Origin of the sequence: Micromonospora reichwaldensis (assembly GCF_031845925.1) — a bacterium.
In the GTDB taxonomy this organism is placed as follows: Bacteria; Actinomycetota; Actinomycetes; order Mycobacteriales; family Micromonosporaceae; genus Micromonospora; species Micromonospora reichwaldensis.
This window is the reverse complement of record NZ_JAVRFL010000006.1, coordinates 207126-227739: the sequence shown is the minus strand read 5'-3', so window position 1 is coordinate 227739 and position 20614 is coordinate 207126. Positions and strand designations below refer to the sequence as shown.

Sequence of the window (20614 nt, the reverse complement as noted above, 5' to 3'; positions counted from 1 at the left end):
GCCCCGGGGGTCCGGGTCCGGTTACCGAAAGTGATTCGGGCGCTGCGTGACAGAGTGTGACGGTAAGCGAGAGGCGCGGCAGTGCTTGCTTGCGCCCTTTGCTCTGCAGCCATGGACGCACCAGTCCCCTGACCAGCTACGGGCGCAAGTCGTGCCCATCGAAAGCTGACAGCGAATCGTCACGATGGGTCACTGGTGCCTCCGTGGCTGCAGAGCAAAGCGTCCGAGGGCGTGGTCGGTCGCGGACGATTGTCGCTACTTAAGGTGACGGCCGCGGCAGCCGGAGGCGCGGCGGTCAGGCGGGGCGCGATCACACGCGCGGCGTTCAGGGCGTGCCGGGTCGGCGCGGCGGCGGTCAGCGGGTCGGGGTGGGGGTGACCGGGACGGGAACACCGGCCTTCGGGTCCTCCACGACGTGCCGCTCCAGGTTCACCTGCGCCTGCCCCGTGCCGCCGACGGTGATGTCGTCGTACGCCTGGAGCAGCTTGTCCTTGTCGAAGTAGAGCACCGTCATCGACAGCGGAGTGGGCTTCTCGCCCTCCAGGCCGCGCAGGCCGGCACCGCCCGTGGACCCCTGCACCATCAGCTGGGTGGGCCCCTTCCCGGGCACCTCGGGCAGCTTCGAGACCTGCCGGTCGTGGGTGTGCCCGGCGAGCACCAGCGGGCACGCGCCCGACAGCGGACCGGCGGAGGCCGGGTCGTGCACCAGCGCGATGTTCACCGGGCGCGGCGAGCTGCCTACCGTGGCCGCGAGCTGTTCACCGACGCCGATGAGCTGGTCCGCGGTCTGCTGGGTGAGCCCGCTGCCCGCCGGCGAGGTGTTCTTGTCGGGGGTGAAGCGCGGGTCGCCGATGCCGGCGATGGTCAACCCCGCGACCGTGGTGGTCGTGTTGCTCAGCACGATCGCGTTCGGCTGGCGGGCCACGGCCGCCGCGGTCCGCCCCGAGTCGTGGTTGCCCCGGATGTAGACGTACGGCTTCCTGAGCAGGCCGATCGAGCCGACGTACGAGGCCTCCGGCTCGGAGCCCCAGTCGGTGATGTCCCCGGTGTCGATCACCACGTCGATGCCGAACTGCTCGACGACGGTGCGGATGAGCTGCCAGCCGGTCGGGTTGAGGTGCATGTCGGAGACGTGCAGTACACGGGTAGTGCCGGGGGCGGGCTCGTAGACCGGCAGCGACGACACGGTGGTGTAGAGCTGGCTGACGTTGCCGACGATGCGCTGAAGCTGCTCGGCGTACCGGGTGTAGTCGTTCGCGATCCGCCGGGCGTCACCGACGATCGCGGGGGCGTTGACCAGCAGTCCCTCGTAGCGCGGCTCCTCGATCGACTCCGGCCGGATGGTGGTCGCGGCGGTGCCGAGGCTGGCGGCGGTGATCACCAGCGCCAGCCCGCCCGCCCAGGCCGCCCGGCGGGTGTCGCGGAAGATCAGCAGCGCCAGCAGCAGGGTGACCAGCACCGTCGAGGCGAGCGTCCGCAGGCCGAGGCGCAGCACGCCCTTGCGGACGTCGTCGACGGCCGACTGGCTGGCCCGGTTGATGCTCGCCGGATCGTCGAGCAGCGCCTCCGTGCGGCTCTGGTCCAGCGCGCCCAGCTCCACCGTGAGGTGGGTCGGCCCGTCGTGGCTGTCGAGCAGCAGCGCGCCCAGCGGCGGGATGTCGACGGTGGTGCCGCCGCCCAGCGCCGGCGCGACCGTGAGGTCGGCCTGGAACGGGCCGATGTCCGTGCTGACCCGGCCGCCGGCGAGCACGCCGATCACCACGCCGACCAGGGCGACGACGAGGACCGCCAGGGTCCACCCGGTCGCGCGGAGGGCTCGCCGACCGGTCCGGTCGGCGCCACCCCGCCGGAGCGCCGGGCGTGGGGCAGGACCGGTCTCCGGGGCGTCCTCGTCCCGGTTCGCGTGCTGTTCGTTCTCCTGGCCGTCCATGGTGAGATTCTGACCTGCCCACTGAAGGATCTTGGCAAACCCGGACGAGCCGGTGCGTCAGCTTCGGCCGGCCCCGCCGCCCGCGAAGACCAGCCGCAGCAGCCGGTCGTCCTCGGGCTGCGGCTGGCCCCGCCCGTCGTGGTTGGAGGTGCTCACCCAGATCGAGCCGTCGGGAGCGGCGGCCACGGCACGGAGCCGCCCGAAGCGGTCGGTGAGCAGCTCGCGCGGCTGGCCGAGCACGGTGCCGGTGTCGGTCAGCTCGACCAGCCAGAGTCGCTTGCCGCGCAGGCACGCGGTGACGAGCAGCCGGTCCACGGCGGTCAGCCCGGAGCAGGACGCGTCCGACGTCGGCCACTGGGCGACGGGGTTGACGAAGCGCTTGTCGTCGCCGCGCCCCTCGACCGTCGGCCACCCGTAGTTGCGCCCCTTGGCGACCTGGTTGATCTCGTCCCAGGTGTTCTGGCCGAACTCCACGGCGTACATCCGCTTGCCGGCGTCCCAGGCGATGCCCTGGACGTTGCGGTGGCCCAGCGACCACACGGGGGAGTTCGGGAACGGGTTGCCGGGCGCCGGCTTGCCGTCCTTCGTGATCCGCAGGATCTTGCCGCCGAGGCGCTTGACGTCCTGCGCCTGCGGCCGGTCGCCGGCGTCACCGGTGCTCGCGTAGAGCAGGCCGTCCGGGCCGAAGGCCAGGCCGCCGCCGTTGTGGATGCCGGCCCTGGGGATGCCGGTGAGGATCGGGGCCGGCGTGCCGCCCAGCTCCAGTCGGGCGATCCGGTTGTCCCGCTCGGTCGTGTAGTAGACGAAGACCGACTTGTCGCGCTGGTAGTCGGGCGAGACGGCGATGCCCATCAGCCCACCCTCGCCGGAGGCCGCCACGTCGGCGATGGTCTGCACCGGGGTGACCTTCAGCCCGTCGGGCCCGGACTCGGGGCCGACCCGCAGGATCCGGCCGCTGTCGCGTTCGGTGACCAGCGCGGCGCCGTCGGGCAGGAAGGCGATCCCCCACGGCACCCGCAGGCCCTTGGCCAGCACGGTGGTGACGACCTCCTGGCCGGCGCCGCCGGGGCTCGCCGTCGCCGACGGCGTCGGGAAGGTCGGCGGCTCACCGGCCGGGTCGGGCTCCGGCTCGCCGAGGCTGCAACCGGCGGTCGCCAGCAGCAGCGCCGCGCACGAGGCCGCCAGGGCCGTCCGGAGACGGTGGGTGCGGGGGTACGGGGGACGGGCGCTCACCCGGCCCAGGGTAGCCCGCCGGAACGTCCCGCCGGGGTCGACGGATCGGACCGACTCCGTGGGGTGGTCAGATCGCCCGGACGGCCAGCAGCGCGACGTCGTCCTCCCGGTGGGGCGCGGCGGTCAACAGCAGGTCGCAGAACTCGCCCAGCGGCAGCCGGTCCGTACCGCCCAGCCGGGCGACCAGCTCCGTCATTCCCTCGTCGATGGACCGGTCCCGTCGCTCGATGAGGCCGTCGGTGTAGAGCAGCAGGGTGTCCCCGGTGGCCAGGTGGGCGTGCCGGCTGGTCCGCCGCACCGGACGGTTCAGCCCGAGCAGCGGCTCCGGCGTCCCGGCGAGCACCTCCACCGTGCCGCCGGCCCGGACCACGAGCGGCGCGGGGTGGCCCGCGTTGCACCAGGTGACCCGCTGGCCGCCGGCGTCGTCGGCGTGCAGCCGCACCAGGGTCGCGGTGGCCGCGGCGGGGATACGCAGCCCGCGGATCGTCTCGTCCAGGCGGCTCATCAGCTCGCCGACCGTGTCGGGCCGGCCGTACGCGTTGCCCCGGACGAGGTTGCGCAGCTGTCCCATGGTCGCGGCGGCCTCGATGTCGTGCCCGGCCACGTCGCCGATCGCCGCGATCAACTCCCCGCCGGGCTGACGGAAGGCGTCGTACCAGTCGCCGCCGACCTCGACCCGGTCCGCCGCCGGCTGGTAGCGGGCGGCCAGCTCGAGGTCGTCGGTGACGGGCAGCCGCGGCAGCATGCTGTGTTGCAGGACGTGCGCGACGTGCCGCTGTTCGCCGTACATCCGGCTGTTGCCGATCGCCTGTCCGGCCCGGCGGCCGACGTCCTCGGCGATGAGCAGGTCGCTGTCGTCGAAGTGCCGCCGTTGCGGCCCGTTGATCAGGGTGATGCAGCCGAGCACCCGCCCCGCGTCGGTGATCGGCACGCTGAGGTGCGAGGAGAAGCCGAGGCGGGCGGCGATCTCCGGCATCTCCGGCCCGATCGTGCCCCGCCGCACGTCGGCGAGGGTGGCGGCGCCGCCCAGTACGGGCCGCCCGGTACGCAGCACCGCCCGGGTGATCGAGTCGGGGCTCAGCCCTGTGCGCATCAGCTCGGCGAAGCGGGCGACGTCGGGGGCGCGGGCCGGGTCGCGGTGCGCGGCGGTCACGTCGCGCGGCGCCCCGTCGGGCCCGACCAGGGTCACCAGCGACCAGTCGGCCAGCAGCGGCACCATGGTGTCGCGCAGGTGGCGCAGCGCGGTGGCGACGTCGAGCGTCCCGGCCAGGGTCCCCGCCAGCCCGGCCAGCAGCTCCAGCCGGCCGTTGGCCTCCTCGGCGCGCCGCCGGGCCTGCTCGGCGCCCTCCAGGGCGATCCGCAGCCGCAGCTCGGAGGAGCAGGCGGCGGCCAGGTCGGCGAGCGTCCGCAACTGCTCGGCGGTCCAGTCGCGCGGCTTGTCGTCGATCGCGCAGAGCGACCCGAGGACGCGTCCCTCCAGATCGGTCAGCGGCATCCCGGCGTACGCCACCACGCCCAGCTCGGGCACGGCGAGGTTGTCCCGCAGGGTGGGATGAAGCCGGGCGTCCGGCAGCACCATCGGGGTGCCGAGGTCGACGACGTGCTGGCAGAACGAGTGGCTCAGCGGGGTCTGCCGCCGGGCGGCCCACGGTCGGGCCAGGCCCACCTCGCCGGGGAAGAACTGGCGTTCGGCGTCGACCAGGGAAACCAGCGCGACCGGCACGTCGAGCAGGTCCCCGACCAGCCGGGCGAACCGGTCGAACGCCTCGTCGGGGGCGGCCGTCAGCCGGGTCTCGGCGAGGGAGCGCAGCCGATCGGGATCGTGGAGCGCCGGGATCGGATCGGCCCGCTCCGGGGCGTCGTCGCGGGAGCCGTCGGTCATTGACCCACCTGTCCGTGCCGGATGGAGGCCGACCGGCACTCCGGTCCTCCCTTATACCCCCTCGGGACCAGAATCGACGCGGTCGCCGGACCGTCGCCCTGATCACCTCACCCACGCCGGGCGGGCCCGTCCGGGTGCCGGGGGCCGCCCCGCCCGACGGGCACCCCCGCCGGGGGCTATCGTCGGCGGGCGTGAAGGTATGGATCCCGCACCAGGCCGGCCGGACGCTCCTCGGCGAGCTGCCGCCGGAGGTCACGGTCGAGGTGGCCGAGGACGTCTCCCGGCTCCCCTCGGAGGCCGCCGGCGTCCGGTTCTGGGTGCCGCCCTTCCTGGCCGGCGGGGACGCCACCGCCCTGCTGGGCGAGCTGCCCGACCTGGAAGTGGTGCAGCTCCTCTCCGCCGGGGCGGACGCCTGGGCCGGCCGGGTCCCGCCCGGCGTGACGCTCTGCGACGCCAGGGGGGTGCACGACCCGTCCACCGCCGAGTGGGTGGTCGCGGCGATCCTGTCCCAGCTGCGCGCCTTCCCCGCTCTCGCCCGGGCGCAGGCCCGGCGCGACTGGGCGTACGACGAGGTGGCCCCCACCGACGAGCTGACCGGCAAGCGGGTGCTGATCGTCGGGGCGGGCTCGATCGGCACGGCGGTACGCGACCGGCTCGCGCCCTTCGAGGTGAGCTTCACGCTGGTGGCCCGGACCGCGCGCCCGGAGCAGGGCGTGCACGGCGTGGCGGAGCTGCCGGGGCTGCTTCCCGAGGCCGACGTGGTGGTGCTGCTGGTGCCGCTGACCGAGCACACCCGGGGGCTGGTGGACGAGAAGTTCCTGGCCGCCATGCGGGACGGCGCGCTGCTGGTCAACGCCGCCCGTGGGCCGGTGGCCCGGACCGAGGCGCTGGTCGCCGAGCTGCGTACCGGCCGGATCTCGGCGGCGCTGGACGTCACCGACCCCGAGCCGCTGCCCGCCGACCACGAGCTGTGGGCGATGCCGAACGTGCTGCTCACCCCGCACGTGGCCGGATCGGTGCGCGGCCTGCTGCCGCGCGCGTACCGGCTGGTCGGCGACCAGGTCCGCCGGTTCGCCGCCGGCGAGCCGCTGATCAACACGGTGGTGGACGGCTACTGAGCGGTGCCCGGCGCGCGGTGCTCAGCCGGTCGCGCCGGGCAGGCTCTGGCCGGTGGCCGAGATCAGCCGGGGCAGGTCGGTGCCGCGTACGGCCGGCAGCGTGACGCGCTGGCCGTCGTCGAGCCGCGCGACCGCCCGGCCGCGCGGGTCGGCGGCCAGCTCGACGACCCGGTCCCAGCTGATCCGGCGCTGCCCGACCAGCGCCCGCAGGCGCAGCTCGCGGGCGTCCGCGTCGGTGCCGGCCCGCCACGCCCACACCGTGACGGCGAGCGGGACGAGCAGCACCGGCAGCAGGTACCACCGGGCGCCGGCCACCGGCAGGGCGCCGAAGAAGGCGACGATCGCGGCGGCCAGGATGGCCTGGTTGTGCCGGAAGTGGACGGTGTCGGAACTGCTCACCCCCCGATGATCCCACCCCCGCCGGCCCCGGTACGCGCCGGGCGGCACCGGCGTGGACCCGAGCGTCAGTGACGGGGATCACTGGCGACTCGGCGTCACCGACTTCGTGGCCCGCTCGTTGGCGACTGATGGGCAGCGGACCAACCCCGGGTCCGCAGCCCCGCACCGTCGCACCGCCCGTGCCCCCTCACGAAGGCGACCGCCGTGCCCCTCGCGTACCCGCAACGCGCGTCCATCCCCCGTCCCGCACTGCCGGACACCCTCGTCCTCGCCGCCGTCGCGCTGCTCCTGCTCGCCGGCGCGGCCGGTCGGGTGCCCGCCCTGGCCGTCGTGGCGCTGGCCGGCGCGGCCAGCTGCGCCCTGGCCGGCGCGCGGCTCTCCTGGCTCACCGCCGTCCCGCCGCCGATCCCCGCACCGGTCCCCACCCGGTCCCGCGCCGCCCGCCGGCGTGCGGCGCCGCCCCGACGCGTCGCCGTGCTGCTCGACGCCGCGGTGGTGACGGCGGGGCTCACCGCCGCCGTGCTCCCGCTCGCCGAACCGGGCCAACGCTCCGCCGTCGTCGTGTCGGGGCTGGCCGCCTCCGCCGCGTTGTTCGTCGCGGGTCTGCCTCCGGTGGCGCGGCGGCCCCGCCCGTCCGCCCGGGTCCGGCTCCGTGGGGCCGTCGACGCGACCGCCGCCGGCCTGGGGCTGGTCCTCGCCGGCTGGCTGCTGCTGCCCCGCGACCCCCTCGACCCGCGGGTGCGGTTCGCCGTGGCCGTGGCCCTGGGCGGGCTCGCGCTCGCCGTGCTCACGGTGCTGACCGGGCCGCACCGGCGGACCGGCGCGGCCCGCTGCCGGGGCGGGGCGGCGCTCACCCTGTCCGGGCTGGTGGTGCTGGCCGCCCTGCAGACGGGCACGGCACCGGAGCGGGCGGCGCTGGTGTCCGTACCCCCGCTGGTGGGTGGGGTGCTGCTGACGGCGGCGGGGGCGCGGCGGGCGACCCGTCCGGAGCCGGACCCGCCCGCCCCGCCGACCAGGGTGTGGCCCCGGGCCGTGGTCCCGGCCGCCGCGGCCGTGGCGGCCGTCGGATGGCAGCTCCGCGACGGCGGGCCGCCGGACCTCACCGCGGTCCTGCTCGCGCTCGCGCTGGCCCCGCCGTTGGTGCTGCGCGACCTGCTCCGGGCGGACGGCCCGGCGCAGCCGACCTCTCCCGGCGACCCGCCGGCCGGGCACCGCCCGGCGGACCCGGACCGGTCCGGCGCGCCCGTGGACCGGCCGGCGCTGCTGCGGGCCCTCGCCGCCCTCCGGAACGCGCCGGCTCCCGCCGGCGCGCTGCTCGTCGTCGACCTCGACGGACCCGGCCCCGACGGGCACCAGGGCCGCGAGGACGTGCTGGCCGAGGTGCTCCGCCGGGCCCGCGCGGTGGTCGGCCCCCGGGACCTGCTCGCGGACGTCACCGCCACCGGCTTCGCCGTGGTCACCGAGGTCGGGCCGGTGCTGGCGTACGCGCTGGGCACCCGGCTGCTCGCCGCCCTCACCGAGCCCTACCCCACGGCGGGCGGGTCGCTGCGGCTGCGGGCCGGCATCGGGCTCGCCGAGATCGGCAACGGCGGCCCGGAGGACGTGCTGCGCCAGGCGGACCTGGCCCGGCGGCGGGCCGTGCAGCTCGGCCGGGACCGGGTCGAGTGGTACGACGCCTACCTGGAGGAGCAGCTCGTCCGCCGGCTCGACCTGGAACGGGAGCTGCCCGGGGCGGTCGCCCGGGGCGAGCTGGACCTCGTCTACCAGCCGGTGCTCGACCTGGCCGACCGGCAACCGGTCGGCACGGAGGCGCTGCTGCGCTGGCGCAGCCCGGTGCTCGGCACGGTGCTTCCCGCCGAGTTCCTGCCGGTGGCCGAGGACCTCGACGTCGTGGGCGAGCTGGGCTGCTGGGTGCTCGACCGGGCCTGCCGGCAGCTCGCCGCCTGGTCGACGGGCAGCCGGCAGCTCTGGATGGCGGTCAACGTGACCGTCCGGGAGCTGGCCTCGCCCGACTTCGTGCCGCGCACGGCGGCCGTGCTCGACGCGTACGGGTTGTCGCCGGACCGGCTGGTGGTCGAGGTGGCGGAGCCCCGGGTGGGCGCCGAGCTGCCGACGGTGGTGGCCCGGCTGGCCGGGCTGCGCTCGCTGGGCGTGCGCACCGCGCTGGACGACTTCCGGGCCGAGCACGCCTCGCTGGCGCAGCTCCGCCGGTTGCCGATCGACCTGCTCAAGGTCGGCCCGCAACTGGTGGACCCGGCGGACCCGCAGCGCCCGCTGATCGACGTGGTCGTGAACGTGGGGGACCGGCTGGGGCTGGACATCGTGGCCGAGGAGTTGGAGTCGGCGAGCCTGCTCGACGGAGCGCGCCGGGCCGGCTGCCGGTACGGGCAGGGCTTCGCGCTGGCCCGCCCGGCCACCGCCGAGCGGGTCGAGGCGTACTTCGAGGAGTTCCCGTCGGCCTCGCGCTGAGCGGGCGGCGGCCCTCCGCCCCGTCTGGTTGACTCTGACACCGTGTCAGGGCCGAACGTGTGAGGGGCCATGTTCACCATCGGAGACTTCGCCGGGCTCGGCCGCGTGTCGGTCCGCATGCTGCGCCACTACGACAGCATCGGGCTGCTCCGCCCGGCCGCCGTCGACCCGCACACGGGGTACCGGTTCTACCGGGCCGAGCAGCTGCGCCGGCTCAACCGGGTGATCGCCCTCAAGGAACTGGGGCTCACCCTCGGGCAGGTGCAGGCGATCCTCGACGACGCCGTGGAGGTCGCCGAACTGCGCGGCATGCTGCGGCTGCGCCGGTCGCAGCTGGAGGCGCAGCTGGCGGCCGACACCGCCCGGCTGGCCGGGGTCGAGGCGAGACTCCGCATGATCGAGACGGAGGGTCGGATGACCAGCCAGGACGTCGTACTCAAGGAAATTCCCGCGCTCCGGGTGGCGGAGCTGACCGGGGTGGCCCGCAGCTACGAGACCCCGGAGATCTCCCCGGTGATCCAGCCGCTCTACCCGGAGCTGTTCCGGCGCCTCGATGCGGCGGGTGTCGCGCCCGCTGGGCCGGCGCTGGCCTGGTACGAGGCGACAGGGGAGGGCGAGTCCGTCGTGGTGCACGCCGGGCTGACGGTGGCCGCCGACCCCTCGGCGGCCCGGGACTTCGACATCGTCGACCTGCCCGCGGTGCCCGCCGCGGCGACGATCATCCACCACGGGTCGATGGACGAGGTGGAGGGCACCATCCAGGTGCTCGCCACCTGGATCGAGGCGAACGGCTGGCGGGCCGACGGGTACGCCCGCGAGCTGTACCTGGACTACTCCCAGGACGAGCCGGAGAAGGGCGTCACCGAGCTCCAGTTGCCGGTGGTCGCGGCGTGAGCGGTGGCCCGGCCCGCGCTCGGGCCGGGCCACCGGCGGTGTCGGGGCGACCGTGCTGGGCCGCCCCGACACCGACGTCACCGCAGGTACGGGCCGGTCTCGCCGACCTTGCCCGGCGCCGGGTTGCCCGGCAGGTCCAGCACGTACACCCGCAGGTTTCCCTGCCCGCTGACCGTTGCCGTCAGCGTCCCGTTGGTGACCGTCCGGACGTCGCCGGTGACCGCGTCGACGTACCGGCCGTTGGGCACGCCCGTGAACGTTGCGCTCCCGGAGACCGTGACCAGCGCGAAGCTGTCCACGCCGCCGGCGGTGAAGCGCCGCTTGTACGCCATCGCGCCGCTGATCCCCTCGGTCGAGTACTGCCCCTTCTGCAGGGCCGGCACCGCCCGGCGGATCTGGTTGAGCCGCTGCACGTGCTTGACCAGCGGCTTGTCCAGCGTGCTGGCAACCGGCCCGGTGGCGGCACTGACCCGGCCGAAGTCGGCCGCGGTGACCGTGCCCTGGAGGTGGTTGCCGTAGTAGGCCCGGCCGGTGGTGGCCAGCGGGCAGGTCGGCCCGCAGTCGATCTTCGCGCCCTTCTGGAACTCGATCTCGGAACCGTAGTAGAGCGTCGGGATCCCCCGGAACGTCCACATCAGGCTCATGTTCTCCGCCCAGGCGCCGGTGCCCCCGGTGTAGCGGGTGTTCGACTTGTTCGGGCCGTAGTCGTGGCTGTCGACGTACACGACGTTGTAGGTCGCGTCGTTGTAGCTGTCGTCGGAGTCCCTGCCGTTGCCGAAGGCGTTGTTCGCGTCGCCGAAGTTCATGTGCATCCGCATGTCGATGACGTTCATGCCGGAAAACTTCGAGTGGTCCGGCGTGTGGTAGGTGTTCCCGCGCAGGAACGCGTTGTCGCTGGTCGGCTGCCCGTTCGGGCCGAGCAGCTGCTCGTGGTCGTACTGCTCGATGGCGGCGCGCACGTCGTCGGGGCTGTACTCCTTGCGCTCCTTCCAGGTGAAGAACTGCGCCGAGTGGTTCACCGAGCCCCGGTTCCACTTGTCGTTGACGAACGCGGCGACCTCGCCGAAGACGTAGAAGTCCCGGCCCTTCTCACCGTGCCTGGCCAGCGCGTGCTGCTGGATCGCCGGCAGGAAGCGCCGGTTCCAGGTGACGCGGGGGATGTGCACGGCCGTGTCGATGCGGAAGCCGTCGACCCCCATGTCGATGAACTTGTTGTACGTGTCGATCAAATACTTCTGCACGGTGGCGTTCTCGGTGTTGAAGTCGGCCAGGTCCTCGTGCAGCCAGCAGCTGCGTGAGTCCTCGCCCTCCCAGTTGCCGATCCAGCACTGGTGGTACAGGTCGGCCGGGAAGAGCTTGCTGGTCGGGGTCGGCCACTGGCACTCGTAGAGGCGGAAGCCCTCGGGGCTGGTGCCGGCCGGGGCGCCCCAGCGCGGGCACTGGTTGCCGGTCGGCGCGGTGCTCGACCAGACGTCGCCGTTGTAGGGCCGTCCCTTGGCGAGGGCGTTCTGCGCCGGAGTCAGCTCCGGGTCGGTGCCGGGGTGCTCGACCATGGGGTCGTACGCGCGGCCCGGCTCCTGCCTGCTGTACATCCACTTCCACTGCTCGTCGCGGGCGCCGTACACCGTGGGGGTGAACAGGCCCTTGGCGCCCCAGCGGGAGCTGTGGTTGTAGACCACGTCCTGGAAGACCTTGATCCCCTTGCCGTGCGCGGCGTCGATCAGGTCCTGGTAGCTCGCGCCGGGGCTCTCCAGCCGCGGGTCGACCCGCTGGAAGTCCCAGCCGTGGTAGCCGTGGAAGTCGTAGTCGGACCGGTTCAGCACGACCGGGGTGATCCAGAGGGCGGAGAAGCCGAGCCCCTTGACGTAGTCGAGCTTGTCGATCAGACCCTTGAAGTCGCCGCGGAACATCGGGTCGTCGTTGGCCGCGTTGCCCGACTTGACGTGCTGGCTGCCGCCCCGGTTGTTGGTGGCGTCGCCGTCGGCGAACCGGGCGGTCATGACGAAGTAGATGCTGTCCGCGCGGGGGTCGCCGCCGAGCGGGGTGCCGGCCGCGGGCGGGGGCGTGGTGGTGCCGGTGGTGACCGCCACGGGGGCACTGGCCGGGGAGGTGTTGCCGGCCGCGTCGTACGCCCGGACGGTGTACTCGTAGCGGGTCTGCGGGCTCAGCGCGTCGTCGACGTGGCCGGTGCCGGCGGTGGTCACCGTGACAGTGCCCTGCGACCCGCCGGTGCGGGTGAGCCGGTAGCCGGTGACCCCGCGGTCGTCGGTGGCCGCGGCCCAGGAGACCGCGACGCGCAGCCCGTTCGCGGTCGCGCCCAGCCCGGTGGGGGTGGACGGCGCGGTGGTGTCCGGCGTGTCGGGCGGGCACGGTGCGGCAGCCCCGGCGGTCACCACCCCCGCCTTGACGGTGCTCACCCCGGCGCTCAGGGTGTAGTCCGCGCCGTTGTTGTTGTCCCAGGCGCCGGCGCCGTTGTTGAACGCCGCCCGGAGCGTGGCGGCGGTGCCGAGGTCGACCACCCGGCGGGCCCATCCGGCGCAGCCGGCCTGCATGGGCACGCCGGGGACGGTGGTCCAGGCCCCGCCCGCGGGCTGGTAGTGGATGTTCGCGGCGGCCCAGCCCCTGATCCCGACGTGGTACCACACGTCGGCCGTCCGGCCGGTCGGCGGGTTCGACGGGGTGGGCGTGGGCGAGGGCGTGCCGGCGCAGGGGTCGCCCGCGCCGACCACGCCGTCCGCGACGGTCACCGTCCCGGTGCCGGTGCGGTAGTTCGCGCCCCGGTTGTTGTCCCAGGTGGCGCCGTTGTGGTTGAACACCACCTGGAGGCCGGTGGCGCTACCGGCGTCGATGGTGCGTTTGCGCCAGCCGGCGCACGCCGCCTCCATCGCCACCCCGGGCACGGCCGTCCACGCGCCGCCGTCCGGGGCGTAGTGGACGTTGACCTGGCCGGTCCAGGTGGCGGCGGGTCGGTAGTAGACGGTCACGGAGTTCGCGGCGGAGGCCGTGCTGAGCGGGGCCAGCCCGACGGCGATCCCGGCGGCCAGCGCGGCCGCGATCGTCCGTCGTCGTCGTCCGGTGCTGGGATGCATCGGAGCTCCTCGGGGGTGGTTGTCGGCGGGGGCCGAGGGGGACGGGGTGCCTTGCGTGACAGCCGTCGACTGTGGGGGATTGTCCGGACCGGACAGTGACGTGACGGATCGCGTCACATGATGACGAATGTTTCTGCAAGGTCTTGCAAGTGGCGAGAAAGTTACCACCATCAACGTCCCGACACCAGGCGTTCACACTGATCGGACGGAGGCCCGTCGGCCCCGGACGTGCGGAGCCGGACGGGCGGGTGGCCCGGGGTGCCGCCGTGCGGCCCCGAGGTGATCGGTGAACCGGTTAAGTGAGCAGGATGCGCCCGCGGCTTCCGCCGTCGTCTCGGCCGAGAAGTCGACGGGCGGGGCGCCGGGTCGGCGCGGTCCGGCTCAGCTCGCGCGCGGCGGGGCCGTGCTGCCCCGGGGCGTGAGGTGGGCGGTCCCGTCCTGCACCTGCCGGGCCGGCGCGCCGCCGATCACCGCCAGCAGCTCCCGGGCGGCGTGCGCGCCGTACGCCGGGATGTCCCGGCCGAGCGCGGTCAGCGGCGGGTGCACCAGCTGGCAGAGCGGCGAGTCGTCCCAGGCCACGATGGACACCTCGCCCGGCACGGCGAGGCCCATCTCCTGGGCCACCGACAGCCCCGCTATCGCCATCACGTCGTTGTCGTAGATCACGGCGGTGGGGCGGCCGGCCGAGCTGAGCAGCCGCCGGGTGGCGCGCGCCCCCTCCTCGCCGGTGTAGTCCGACGGCACCGTGACCGCGTCGGCCAGGCCGAGCCGGCGGCACACCTGGGTGAACGCCTCGGTGCGGATCTCGGTGTGCAGCAGGGCGGGCAGGCCGCCGACGCGGGCGATCCGGCGGTGGCCGAGGGCGACCAGGTACTCCACGGTCTCCACCAGCGCCGCCGCGTCGTCGGACCAGACACTGGCCAGCCCGCCCGTGCCGCCCGGGCCGCCGATCACCACCGCGGGCAGGCCCAACTCCTCCAGCACCGGCACCCGGCGGTCGTCGGCGCGCAGGTCGCAGACGAGGACGCCGTCGACGCGGCGCTCACCCCACCACCGGCGGTAGACCGCGACCTCCGCCTCCTGGTCGGCCACCACCTGGAGGGTGAGCGCGTACGACCGGGCGGAGAGTTCGGCCTCGACGCCGCTGATCAGCTCCATGAAGAACGGCTCGATGCCGAGCGTGCGAGCGGGGCGGCAGAGGGTGAGGCCGACCGCGTCGGCGGTGGCCCCGGAGAGGGAGCGGGCGGCGCGGCTCGGGTTGAAGCCGATCTCGGCGGCGATGGCGAGGATCCGCTGCCGGGTGGCCTCGGAGACCCCGGGCTGGCCGTTCAGCGCGTAGGAGACCGCCCCCTTGGACACCCCGGCGCGGCGGGCGACGTCGGCGATCGTGGGTCGCTTCACCGGCGTACTCCTCCACTCTCCCGCCCGGGCGGGTGTCACCACGAGGCCGGGGCGACCGGCGGCGGTCCACGCTACTGCACCGGCCCCGGGGAGGGCCGGCGCGACCGGTGCGCGGCGTCGGGCCGGTCGCCGACTTTCCCGGTTAAGTGATCTGGTGCGGCTCGGCGCGGTCCCGGGCCGCGTCGCGGGGCCGCGTTCCGCCGTCTCGCAGGAATGTCTCCACCTCCCATGATCGCGCTCCCACGGCAGGTGCAGATTACCGCGATGCACCGATCGTGACTGCCCGTTGACAGCGCCGAAACCGCCCCGTACGGTGGCGGAACTTATCCGGTTCAGTCAACGACTCTCGATGTCGGGAGCGTTCCCATCTGGCGCGGAGGATGACATGAGACGGTCCTTGACGCACTGGGCCAGGACGGCCGCCGTCGGCGCGGTCAGCCTGGTCATGGTCGCGGCGTGCAGTGGCAACAGCGGAGGTGGCGGCGACTCCCGGGCGGGCGGCCAGGTCACCCTGAAAATCAACTTCTGGGGCGACTTCGGGCTCGACGAGCTCAAGACGAAGTACGAGGACGCCAACCCGAACGTCAAGATCAGCCTGAACACCGGCGAGTACAACGCCCAGCACGAGGACCTGCAGAAGAAGCTCGTTGCCGGCTCCGGCGCGCCGGACATCGCCGCCGTCGACGAGGGCTTCGTCGTCCAGTTCCGCGGCCAGGCCGACAAGTTCGTCAACCTGCTCGACAAGGGTGCCGGCACGTACGAGCAGAAGTACCTGCCGTGGAAGTGGAAGCAGACCCTGACGCCCGACGGCAAGACCCAGATCGGCCTCGGCACCGACGTGGGCGGCCTGGCCATGTGCTACCGCACCGACCTGTTCAAGGCCGCCGGCCTGCCCACCGGGCGCGACCAGGTCTCCGCGCTCTGGCCCACCTGGGACAGGTTCATCGAGGTCGGCCAGCAGTACACCGCCAAGAGCGGCAAGAAGTTCATCGACGCCGGCACCAACATCTTCAACCCCGTCCTCGGGCAGCAGCCGGTCGGCTTCTACGACGAGAGCGAGGCGCTCAAGATGGACGGCGGCCCGAAGGTCGCCTTCGACGTGGCGGCCCGGACCATCGCCGCGGACCTCTCGGCCAACCTCACCGCGTTCTCCCCCGAGTGGAACAGCGGCTTCGTCAAGGGCAACTTCGCCGTGCTCGCCTGCCCGGCCTGGATGCAGGGGCACATCAAGAACACCGCCCCCGGCACCAGCGGCAAGTGGGACGTGGCCGCGATCCCCGGCGGGGGCGGCAACTGGGGCGGCTCGTTCCTGACCATCCCCAAGCAGGGCAGGAACGTCGACGAGGCGTACAAGTTCGTCGAGTGGCTGATCCAGCCCGAGCAGCAGATCGAGATCTTCAAGAAGGTCGGCAACCTGCCGTCCCAGCCGGCGCTCTACCAGGACCCGGCGATCAGGGACTTCACCAACCCCTTCTTCAGCGACGCCCCGGTGGGCCAGATCTTCTCCAGAACGGCGGAGAGCCTGACCCCGCAGTACCTCGGCAAGCGCAACGGCCCCACCCGGGTGGCGGTGGAGAACGTCCTGAACCGGCTGGCCACCGGAAACCTGAAGGGCAAGCCCGACCAGGCGTGGACCGAGGCGGTCAAGGAAGCCGAGAAGGCCGCCAGGTCCTGACCGCCCGCCGGTCGGGGCGGGCCGCCCCGTCCCGACCGGCCCTCCCTTCGGTGCCTGGAGGTGCCCCGATGTCCACCACCCGTGCCGCCCCCACGGCGCCCCGGCCCGGCCAGGAGCCCGGTGCGACGGCCGAACGCCGGGGCCGCCGACCAGAGCCGGGCGGCTGGCGTACCCGGTTGTACCGCTTCGACGTGCGCTACGTGCCGTACCTGCTGATCGCCCCGTTCTTCCTGCTCTTCGCCGTCTTCGGGCTCTTTCCGATCGTCTTCAACGGCGTCGTCGCCCTGCGCCACTGGCGGCTCGACGACCCGACGCTCACCGGCTGGGCCGGGCTGGAGAACTTCCGCCGCCTCTTCACCGACGACGACTTCTTCAACGCGCTCGCCAACACCTTCGGCATCTTCCTGCTCTCCACCGTGCCGCAGCTGCTGCTGGCGCTGATCGTCGCGTCGCTGCTCAACCGGAAGCTGCGGGCCCAGACCTGGTTCCGGGTCGGGGTGCTGCTGCCGTACATCACCCCGGTGACCGCCTCCACGCTGATCTTCTCCGTGGTCTTCGCCCGGGACACCGGCATCGCCAACTGGGCGCTGTCGCTGCTCGGCATCGGCGAGACCGAGCCGATCGACTGGCGGTCCGCCAAGTGGTCCTCGTGGATCGCCATCGCCACCATGGTCAACTGGAAGTGGATCGGCTACAACGCGCTGCTCTACCTGGCCGCCATGCAGTCCATCCCGCGCAACGTCTACGAGGCCGCCGCCGTCGACGGCGCCGGGCCGTGGCGCCAACTGTGGCGGATCACCGTGCCGATGATCCGGCCCGTGGTCATCTTCACCGTCGTGCTCTCCACCATCGGCGGCCTGCAACTGTTCACCGAGCCGATGCTCTTCGACGCCAATCCGGCCCTGGGCCTCGGCGGCGACGACGGGCAGTGGCAGACCGTCGCGCAGCTCATCTACAAGGTCGGCTGGCGGGACCTCAACCTCGGCTACGCCGCCGCCATGTCCTGGGCCCTCTTCCTGGTCATCCTGCTCGTCGCGGCGATCAACGCCCTGGTCACCAACCGCCTGGGAGGTGGTAAGCGGTGAGCGCGAGGAGTGAGCTTGCGAGCCCCGCAGTCGCGAACGAAAGGAGGTACAGGTGAAGGCTTCGAACGTTCGGCGGGCGGCGCTGACGGGTCGGGCGCCGCAGCACATGCCCGGCACCGTCTGGACCTACCTGTTCCTGAGCGTCGTGATCGCGTTCTCGGCGTTCCCGCTCTACTGGATGTTCGTCATCGCCACGAACACCGACGAGGCGCTGGCGAAGATCCCGCCGCAGGTGCTGCCCGGTGGGCAGCTCGTCACGAACCTGCGGGAGGTCTTCTCCATGCAGGACGTGTTCTTCCTCCAGTCGCTCGGCAACAGCGTGATCGTGTCGTCGGTGGTGACGGCGTCGGTGCTCTTCTTCTGCGCGCTGGCCGGCTTCGCCTTCGCCAAGCTGCGGTTCAAGGGGCGCAACGCGCTGATGGTCATGGTCGTCCTGACCATGACGGTGCCGAACCAGCTCGGCGTCGTCGCCCTCTACATCCTGATGGGCCGGATGCCCGGCGAGGGCGGCTGGAACGGCACCCTCCTCGCGGTGATCGTGCCCGGCCTGGTCACTGCGTTCGGCGTCTTCTACATGCGGCAGTTCATCCTCGACGCGGTCCCCGACGAGCTGGTCGAGGCCGCGCGGATGGACGGCGCGAGCACCATGCGGATCTTCTGGAGCGTGGTGGTGCCGGCGGTCCGGCCCGCCATGGCGGTGCTCGGCCTGCTGACCTTCGTCGCCACCTGGAACGAGTTCCAGTGGCCGCTGATCACCCTCGGCGGCACCGACTACCCGACCTCGATGGTCGCCCTCTCCGACCTCGCCAGCGGCAACTACGTGCTGTACCGGCGGGTGCTCGCCGGGGCCCTGGTCGCCACCCTCCCGCTGCTGGTGATGCTGTTCATCGGCGGCCGTCAGATCGTCCGCGGAATCATGGAAGGTGCGGTGAAGTCGTGACCCGGCAAGCGTTGCACGAGGGCTGGACCCTGCGGGCGGTCGAGGGGCCGCAGGTGCCGGCAGGGATCGCGGGTCGCGCCGTGCCGGCCACCGTTCCCGGCTGCGTGCACACCGACCTGCTCGCTGCCGGCCTGATCCCCGACCCGTACCTGGACGACAACGAGAAGCAGCTCGCCTGGATCGGCCGGACCGACTGGGTCTACGAGACCACCTTCGACCATCGGCCGGGCGGCGACGAGCGGGTCGACCTCGTCTGCGCCGGCCTCGACACCGTCGCCACGCTCACCCTCAACGGCACCGAGGTCGGCCGCGCCGAGAACATGCACCGCAGCCACCGCTTCGACGTCCGGTCGCGGTTGGTCGCCGGGTCCAACACCCTGGCCGTACGCTTCGACTCCGCCTACGGCTACGCCGAGGCGCAGCGGGACCGGCTCGGGGACCGGCCGAACGCCTACCCGGAGCCCTTCCCGTTCATCCGCAAGATGGCCTGCAACTTCGGCTGGGACTGGGGGCCGACCCTGGTCACCGCCGGCATCTGGCAGGAGATCGGGCTGCACGCCTGGTCCACGGCCCGGCTGGCCGTCGTGCGTCCCCTGGTGACCGTCGAGGCCGGCGACGGCCGGGTGGAGCTGCACGTCGAGGTCGAGCGGGCCGGCGCCGCGCCGCTCACCGTGCGGGCGACCGTCGCCGGCGCGGCGACCGAGGCGACGATCCCGGCGGGGGAGCGCACGGCCGTGCTGACCCTCACCGTCCGCGACCCGGCGCTCTGGTGGCCCAGGGGGTACGGCGACCAGCCGCTGCACCCGCTGGAGGTGACCCTGCACGACGCCGACGACCACCCGCTCGACACCTGGTCGCGGCGGATCGGCTTCCGCTCCGTACGCCTCGACACCACCCCCGACGCGCACGGCACCCCGTTCGCCCTGCGCGTCAACGACACCCCGGTCTTCGTCCGGGGAGTGAACTGGATCCCCGACGACGCGTTCCCCACCCGGATCACCCGGGACCGGCTGGCACACCGGTTTCGGCAGGCCGCCGCCGCGAACGTCAACCTGCTGCGCGTCTGGGGCGGCGGCCGGTACGAGTCGGACGACTTCTACGACCTCGCCGACGAGCTGGGCCTGCTCGTGCAGCAGGACTTCCTCTTCGCCTGCGCCGCCTACCCGGAGGAGGAGCCACTGCGCGCCGAGGTGGCCGCCGAGGCCGCCGAGCAGGTGGTCCGGCTCGCCCCGCACCCGTCGCTGGCGCTCTGGACCGGCAACAACGAGAACATCTGGGGCTGGCACGACTGGGACTGGCAGGAGCCCCTCGCGGGGCGCACCTGGGGACGCGGCTACTACCTGGAACTGCTGCCCCGGATCGTGGCCGAACTGGACCCGACGCGGCCGTACTGGCCCGGCAGCCCGTGGTCCGGCAGCGAGCAGATCCACCCCAACGACCCGGCGCACGGCACCACGCACATCTGGGACGTCTGGAACACCGACGACTACACGAAGTACCGCGAGTACGTGCCGCGCTTCGTCGCCGAGTTCGGATACCAGGCCCCGCCCGCGTACGCGACGCTGCGCCGGGCGCTGTCGGACGAGCCCCTCGCACCCGACTCGCCCGGCATGGCCCACCACCAGAAGGCGATCGACGGCGACGCCAAGCTCCGGCGCGGGCTCGACGCGCACCTGCCCGCCCCGGCGGACTTCGACGACTGGCACTGGCTGACCCAGCTCAACCAGGCGCGGGCGATCCAGCTCGCCGTCGAGCACTTCCGCTCCCACCGGGACGTCTGCGCCGGCACCATCGTCTGGCAGCTCAACGACTGCTGGCCGGTGACCTCGTGGTCGGCCGTCGACGGCGACGGCCGCCGCAAGCCCCTGTGGTACGCGCTGCGCCGGGCGTACGCCGACCGGCTGCTGACCGTCCAGCCCCGCGACGGCGGCCTGGCCCTGGTCGCGGTCAACGACGGGACGACCCCGTGGCGGGCGACGGCATCGGTGACCCGGCTGACCCTGACCGGCGAGCCCCGGGCGAAGACGACGCTGGAGCTGGACGTCGGTGCGTACTCCTCGGTGACGCTGGCGCTGCCGGCGGAGCTGGCACGGCCGGACGAGGCCCGGCGCGAGCTGCTGGTGGCGGAGGCGGGCGGGGCGGCGGAGCGGGGGCTCTGGTTCTTCGCCGAGGACCGCGACGCCGACTGGCCGGCGGCCCGGTACGACGCGGCGGTCGAGCCGGTCGACGGCGGCCAGCGGGTCCGGGTCACCGCCCGCACGGTCCTGCGGGACGTGACCCTCTTCCCGGACCGCCTCGACCCGACAGCCGAGGCCGACGAGGCGCTGGTCACCCTCCTGCCGGGGGAGACGGCCACGTTCACGGTGCGCGCAGCCGCCCCGCTGGACCCGGCGGCCCTGACCACCCGCCCCGTCCTGCGCTGCGTCAACGACCTCGCCGGCTGACCCGGCCGGTGCCACGACGGAGATCTTGGCAAGCCCCGGCCCTCGGAAGGGCCGT

General features: G+C 73.5%; 13 protein-coding genes. 7 read left to right on the top strand and 6 right to left on the bottom strand.

Going from position 1 to position 20614, the window contains the following annotated elements:
* Positions 1-355 precede the first annotated feature (355 nt).
* The 3 genes from RM555_RS07520 to RM555_RS07510 all read right to left on the bottom strand — a co-directional run bounded on the left by RM555_RS07520 (position 356) and on the right by RM555_RS07510 (position 5045).
* Entirely contained in the window at positions 356-1930 is a 1575-nt protein-coding gene (locus RM555_RS07520; protein ID WP_311411021.1) for a metallophosphoesterase, read from the bottom strand.
* Positions 1931-1987: 57 nt separating this feature from the next.
* On the bottom strand, positions 1988-3163 hold the full coding sequence (locus tag RM555_RS07515) for a PQQ-dependent sugar dehydrogenase (RefSeq protein ID WP_311411020.1): 1176 nt from the start codon (positions 3161-3163) through the stop codon (positions 1988-1990).
* Positions 3164-3230: 67 nt separating this feature from the next.
* Positions 3231-5045 carry a SpoIIE family protein phosphatase gene (locus RM555_RS07510; RefSeq protein WP_311411019.1) on the bottom strand — a complete coding sequence of 605 codons (1815 nt, stop codon included), beginning with the start codon at positions 5043-5045 and terminating at the stop codon, positions 3231-3233.
* Between the two features lie 191 nt (positions 5046-5236).
* On the opposite strand from RM555_RS07510, the gene RM555_RS07505 reads away from it, so the two are divergent.
* On the top strand, positions 5237-6163 hold the full coding sequence (locus RM555_RS07505) for a 2-hydroxyacid dehydrogenase (RefSeq protein ID WP_311411018.1): 927 nt from the start codon (positions 5237-5239) through the stop codon (positions 6161-6163).
* A 21-nt stretch (positions 6164-6184) separates the two neighbouring features.
* Here RM555_RS07505 and RM555_RS07500 read toward each other — a convergent pair whose 3' ends face one another.
* Positions 6185-6562 carry a PH domain-containing protein gene (locus RM555_RS07500; protein ID WP_311411017.1) on the bottom strand — a complete coding sequence of 126 codons (378 nt, stop codon included), beginning with the start codon at positions 6560-6562 and terminating at the stop codon, positions 6185-6187.
* Between the two features lie 204 nt (positions 6563-6766).
* Between RM555_RS07500 and RM555_RS07495 the strand changes: the two genes are divergently transcribed.
* Both RM555_RS07495 and RM555_RS07490 read left to right on the top strand, forming a co-directional pair.
* A complete protein-coding gene (locus RM555_RS07495) occupies positions 6767-9031 on the top strand; it encodes a bifunctional diguanylate cyclase/phosphodiesterase (protein ID WP_311411016.1) in 2265 nt (754 codons plus the stop codon).
* Between the two features lie 69 nt (positions 9032-9100).
* Positions 9101-9925 (top strand): MerR family transcriptional regulator, encoded by an 825-nt coding sequence (locus RM555_RS07490; RefSeq protein WP_311411015.1) that lies wholly within the window; start codon positions 9101-9103, stop codon positions 9923-9925.
* A gap of 77 nt (positions 9926-10002) precedes the next feature.
* On the opposite strand, the gene RM555_RS07485 is transcribed toward RM555_RS07490, so the two are convergent.
* Complete coding sequence (locus tag RM555_RS07485) at positions 10003-13014, bottom strand: carbohydrate binding domain-containing protein (protein WP_311411014.1); 3012 nt, start codon at positions 13012-13014, stop codon at positions 10003-10005.
* Positions 13015-13395: 381 nt separating this feature from the next.
* Positions 13396-14415: a LacI family DNA-binding transcriptional regulator gene (locus RM555_RS07480; protein ID WP_151455349.1), complete on the bottom strand. Its 1020-nt coding sequence runs from the start codon at positions 14413-14415 to the stop codon at positions 13396-13398.
* Positions 14416-14800: 385 nt separating this feature from the next.
* Between RM555_RS07480 and RM555_RS07475 the strand changes: the two genes are divergently transcribed.
* From RM555_RS07475 to RM555_RS07460, 4 genes are all read left to right on the top strand, one after another.
* Positions 14801-16090: an ABC transporter substrate-binding protein gene (locus RM555_RS07475; protein WP_311411013.1), complete on the top strand. Its 1290-nt coding sequence runs from the start codon at positions 14801-14803 to the stop codon at positions 16088-16090.
* 68 nt (positions 16091-16158) lie between these two features.
* Positions 16159-17175 (top strand): carbohydrate ABC transporter permease, encoded by a 1017-nt coding sequence (locus RM555_RS07470; RefSeq protein ID WP_311411012.1) that lies wholly within the window; start codon positions 16159-16161, stop codon positions 17173-17175.
* A 106-nt stretch (positions 17176-17281) separates the two neighbouring features.
* The gene (locus RM555_RS07465; protein ID WP_311411038.1) at positions 17282-18115 is read left to right on the top strand and encodes a carbohydrate ABC transporter permease; all 834 of its coding nucleotides are present in this window, start codon (positions 17282-17284) and stop codon (positions 18113-18115) included.
* Complete coding sequence (locus tag RM555_RS07460) at positions 18112-20559, top strand: glycoside hydrolase family 2 protein (RefSeq protein ID WP_311411011.1); 2448 nt, start codon at positions 18112-18114, stop codon at positions 20557-20559. Before RM555_RS07465 ends, RM555_RS07460 begins: the two co-directional genes overlap by 4 nt.
* Positions 20560-20614 lie beyond the last annotated feature (55 nt).

What these genes read in the sequence shown, in the direction of transcription:
- RM555_RS07520 (WP_311411021.1), bottom strand. Translation starts at nt 1,930, where the DNA reads ATGGACGGCCAGGAGAACGAACAGCACGCGAACCGGGACGAGGACGCC.
- RM555_RS07510 (WP_311411019.1), bottom strand. Translation starts at nt 5,045, where the DNA reads ATGACCGACGGCTCCCGCGACGACGCCCCGGAGCGGGCCGATCCGATC.
- RM555_RS07490 (WP_311411015.1), top strand. Translation starts at nt 9,101, where the DNA reads ATGTTCACCATCGGAGACTTCGCCGGGCTCGGCCGCGTGTCGGTCCGC.
- RM555_RS07485 (WP_311411014.1), bottom strand. Translation starts at nt 13,014, where the DNA reads ATGCATCCCAGCACCGGACGACGACGACGGACGATCGCGGCCGCGCTG.
- RM555_RS07475 (WP_311411013.1), top strand. Translation starts at nt 14,801, where the DNA reads ATGAGACGGTCCTTGACGCACTGGGCCAGGACGGCCGCCGTCGGCGCG.
- RM555_RS07470 (WP_311411012.1), top strand. Translation starts at nt 16,159, where the DNA reads ATGTCCACCACCCGTGCCGCCCCCACGGCGCCCCGGCCCGGCCAGGAG.
- RM555_RS07465 (WP_311411038.1), top strand. Translation starts at nt 17,282, where the DNA reads ATGCCCGGCACCGTCTGGACCTACCTGTTCCTGAGCGTCGTGATCGCG.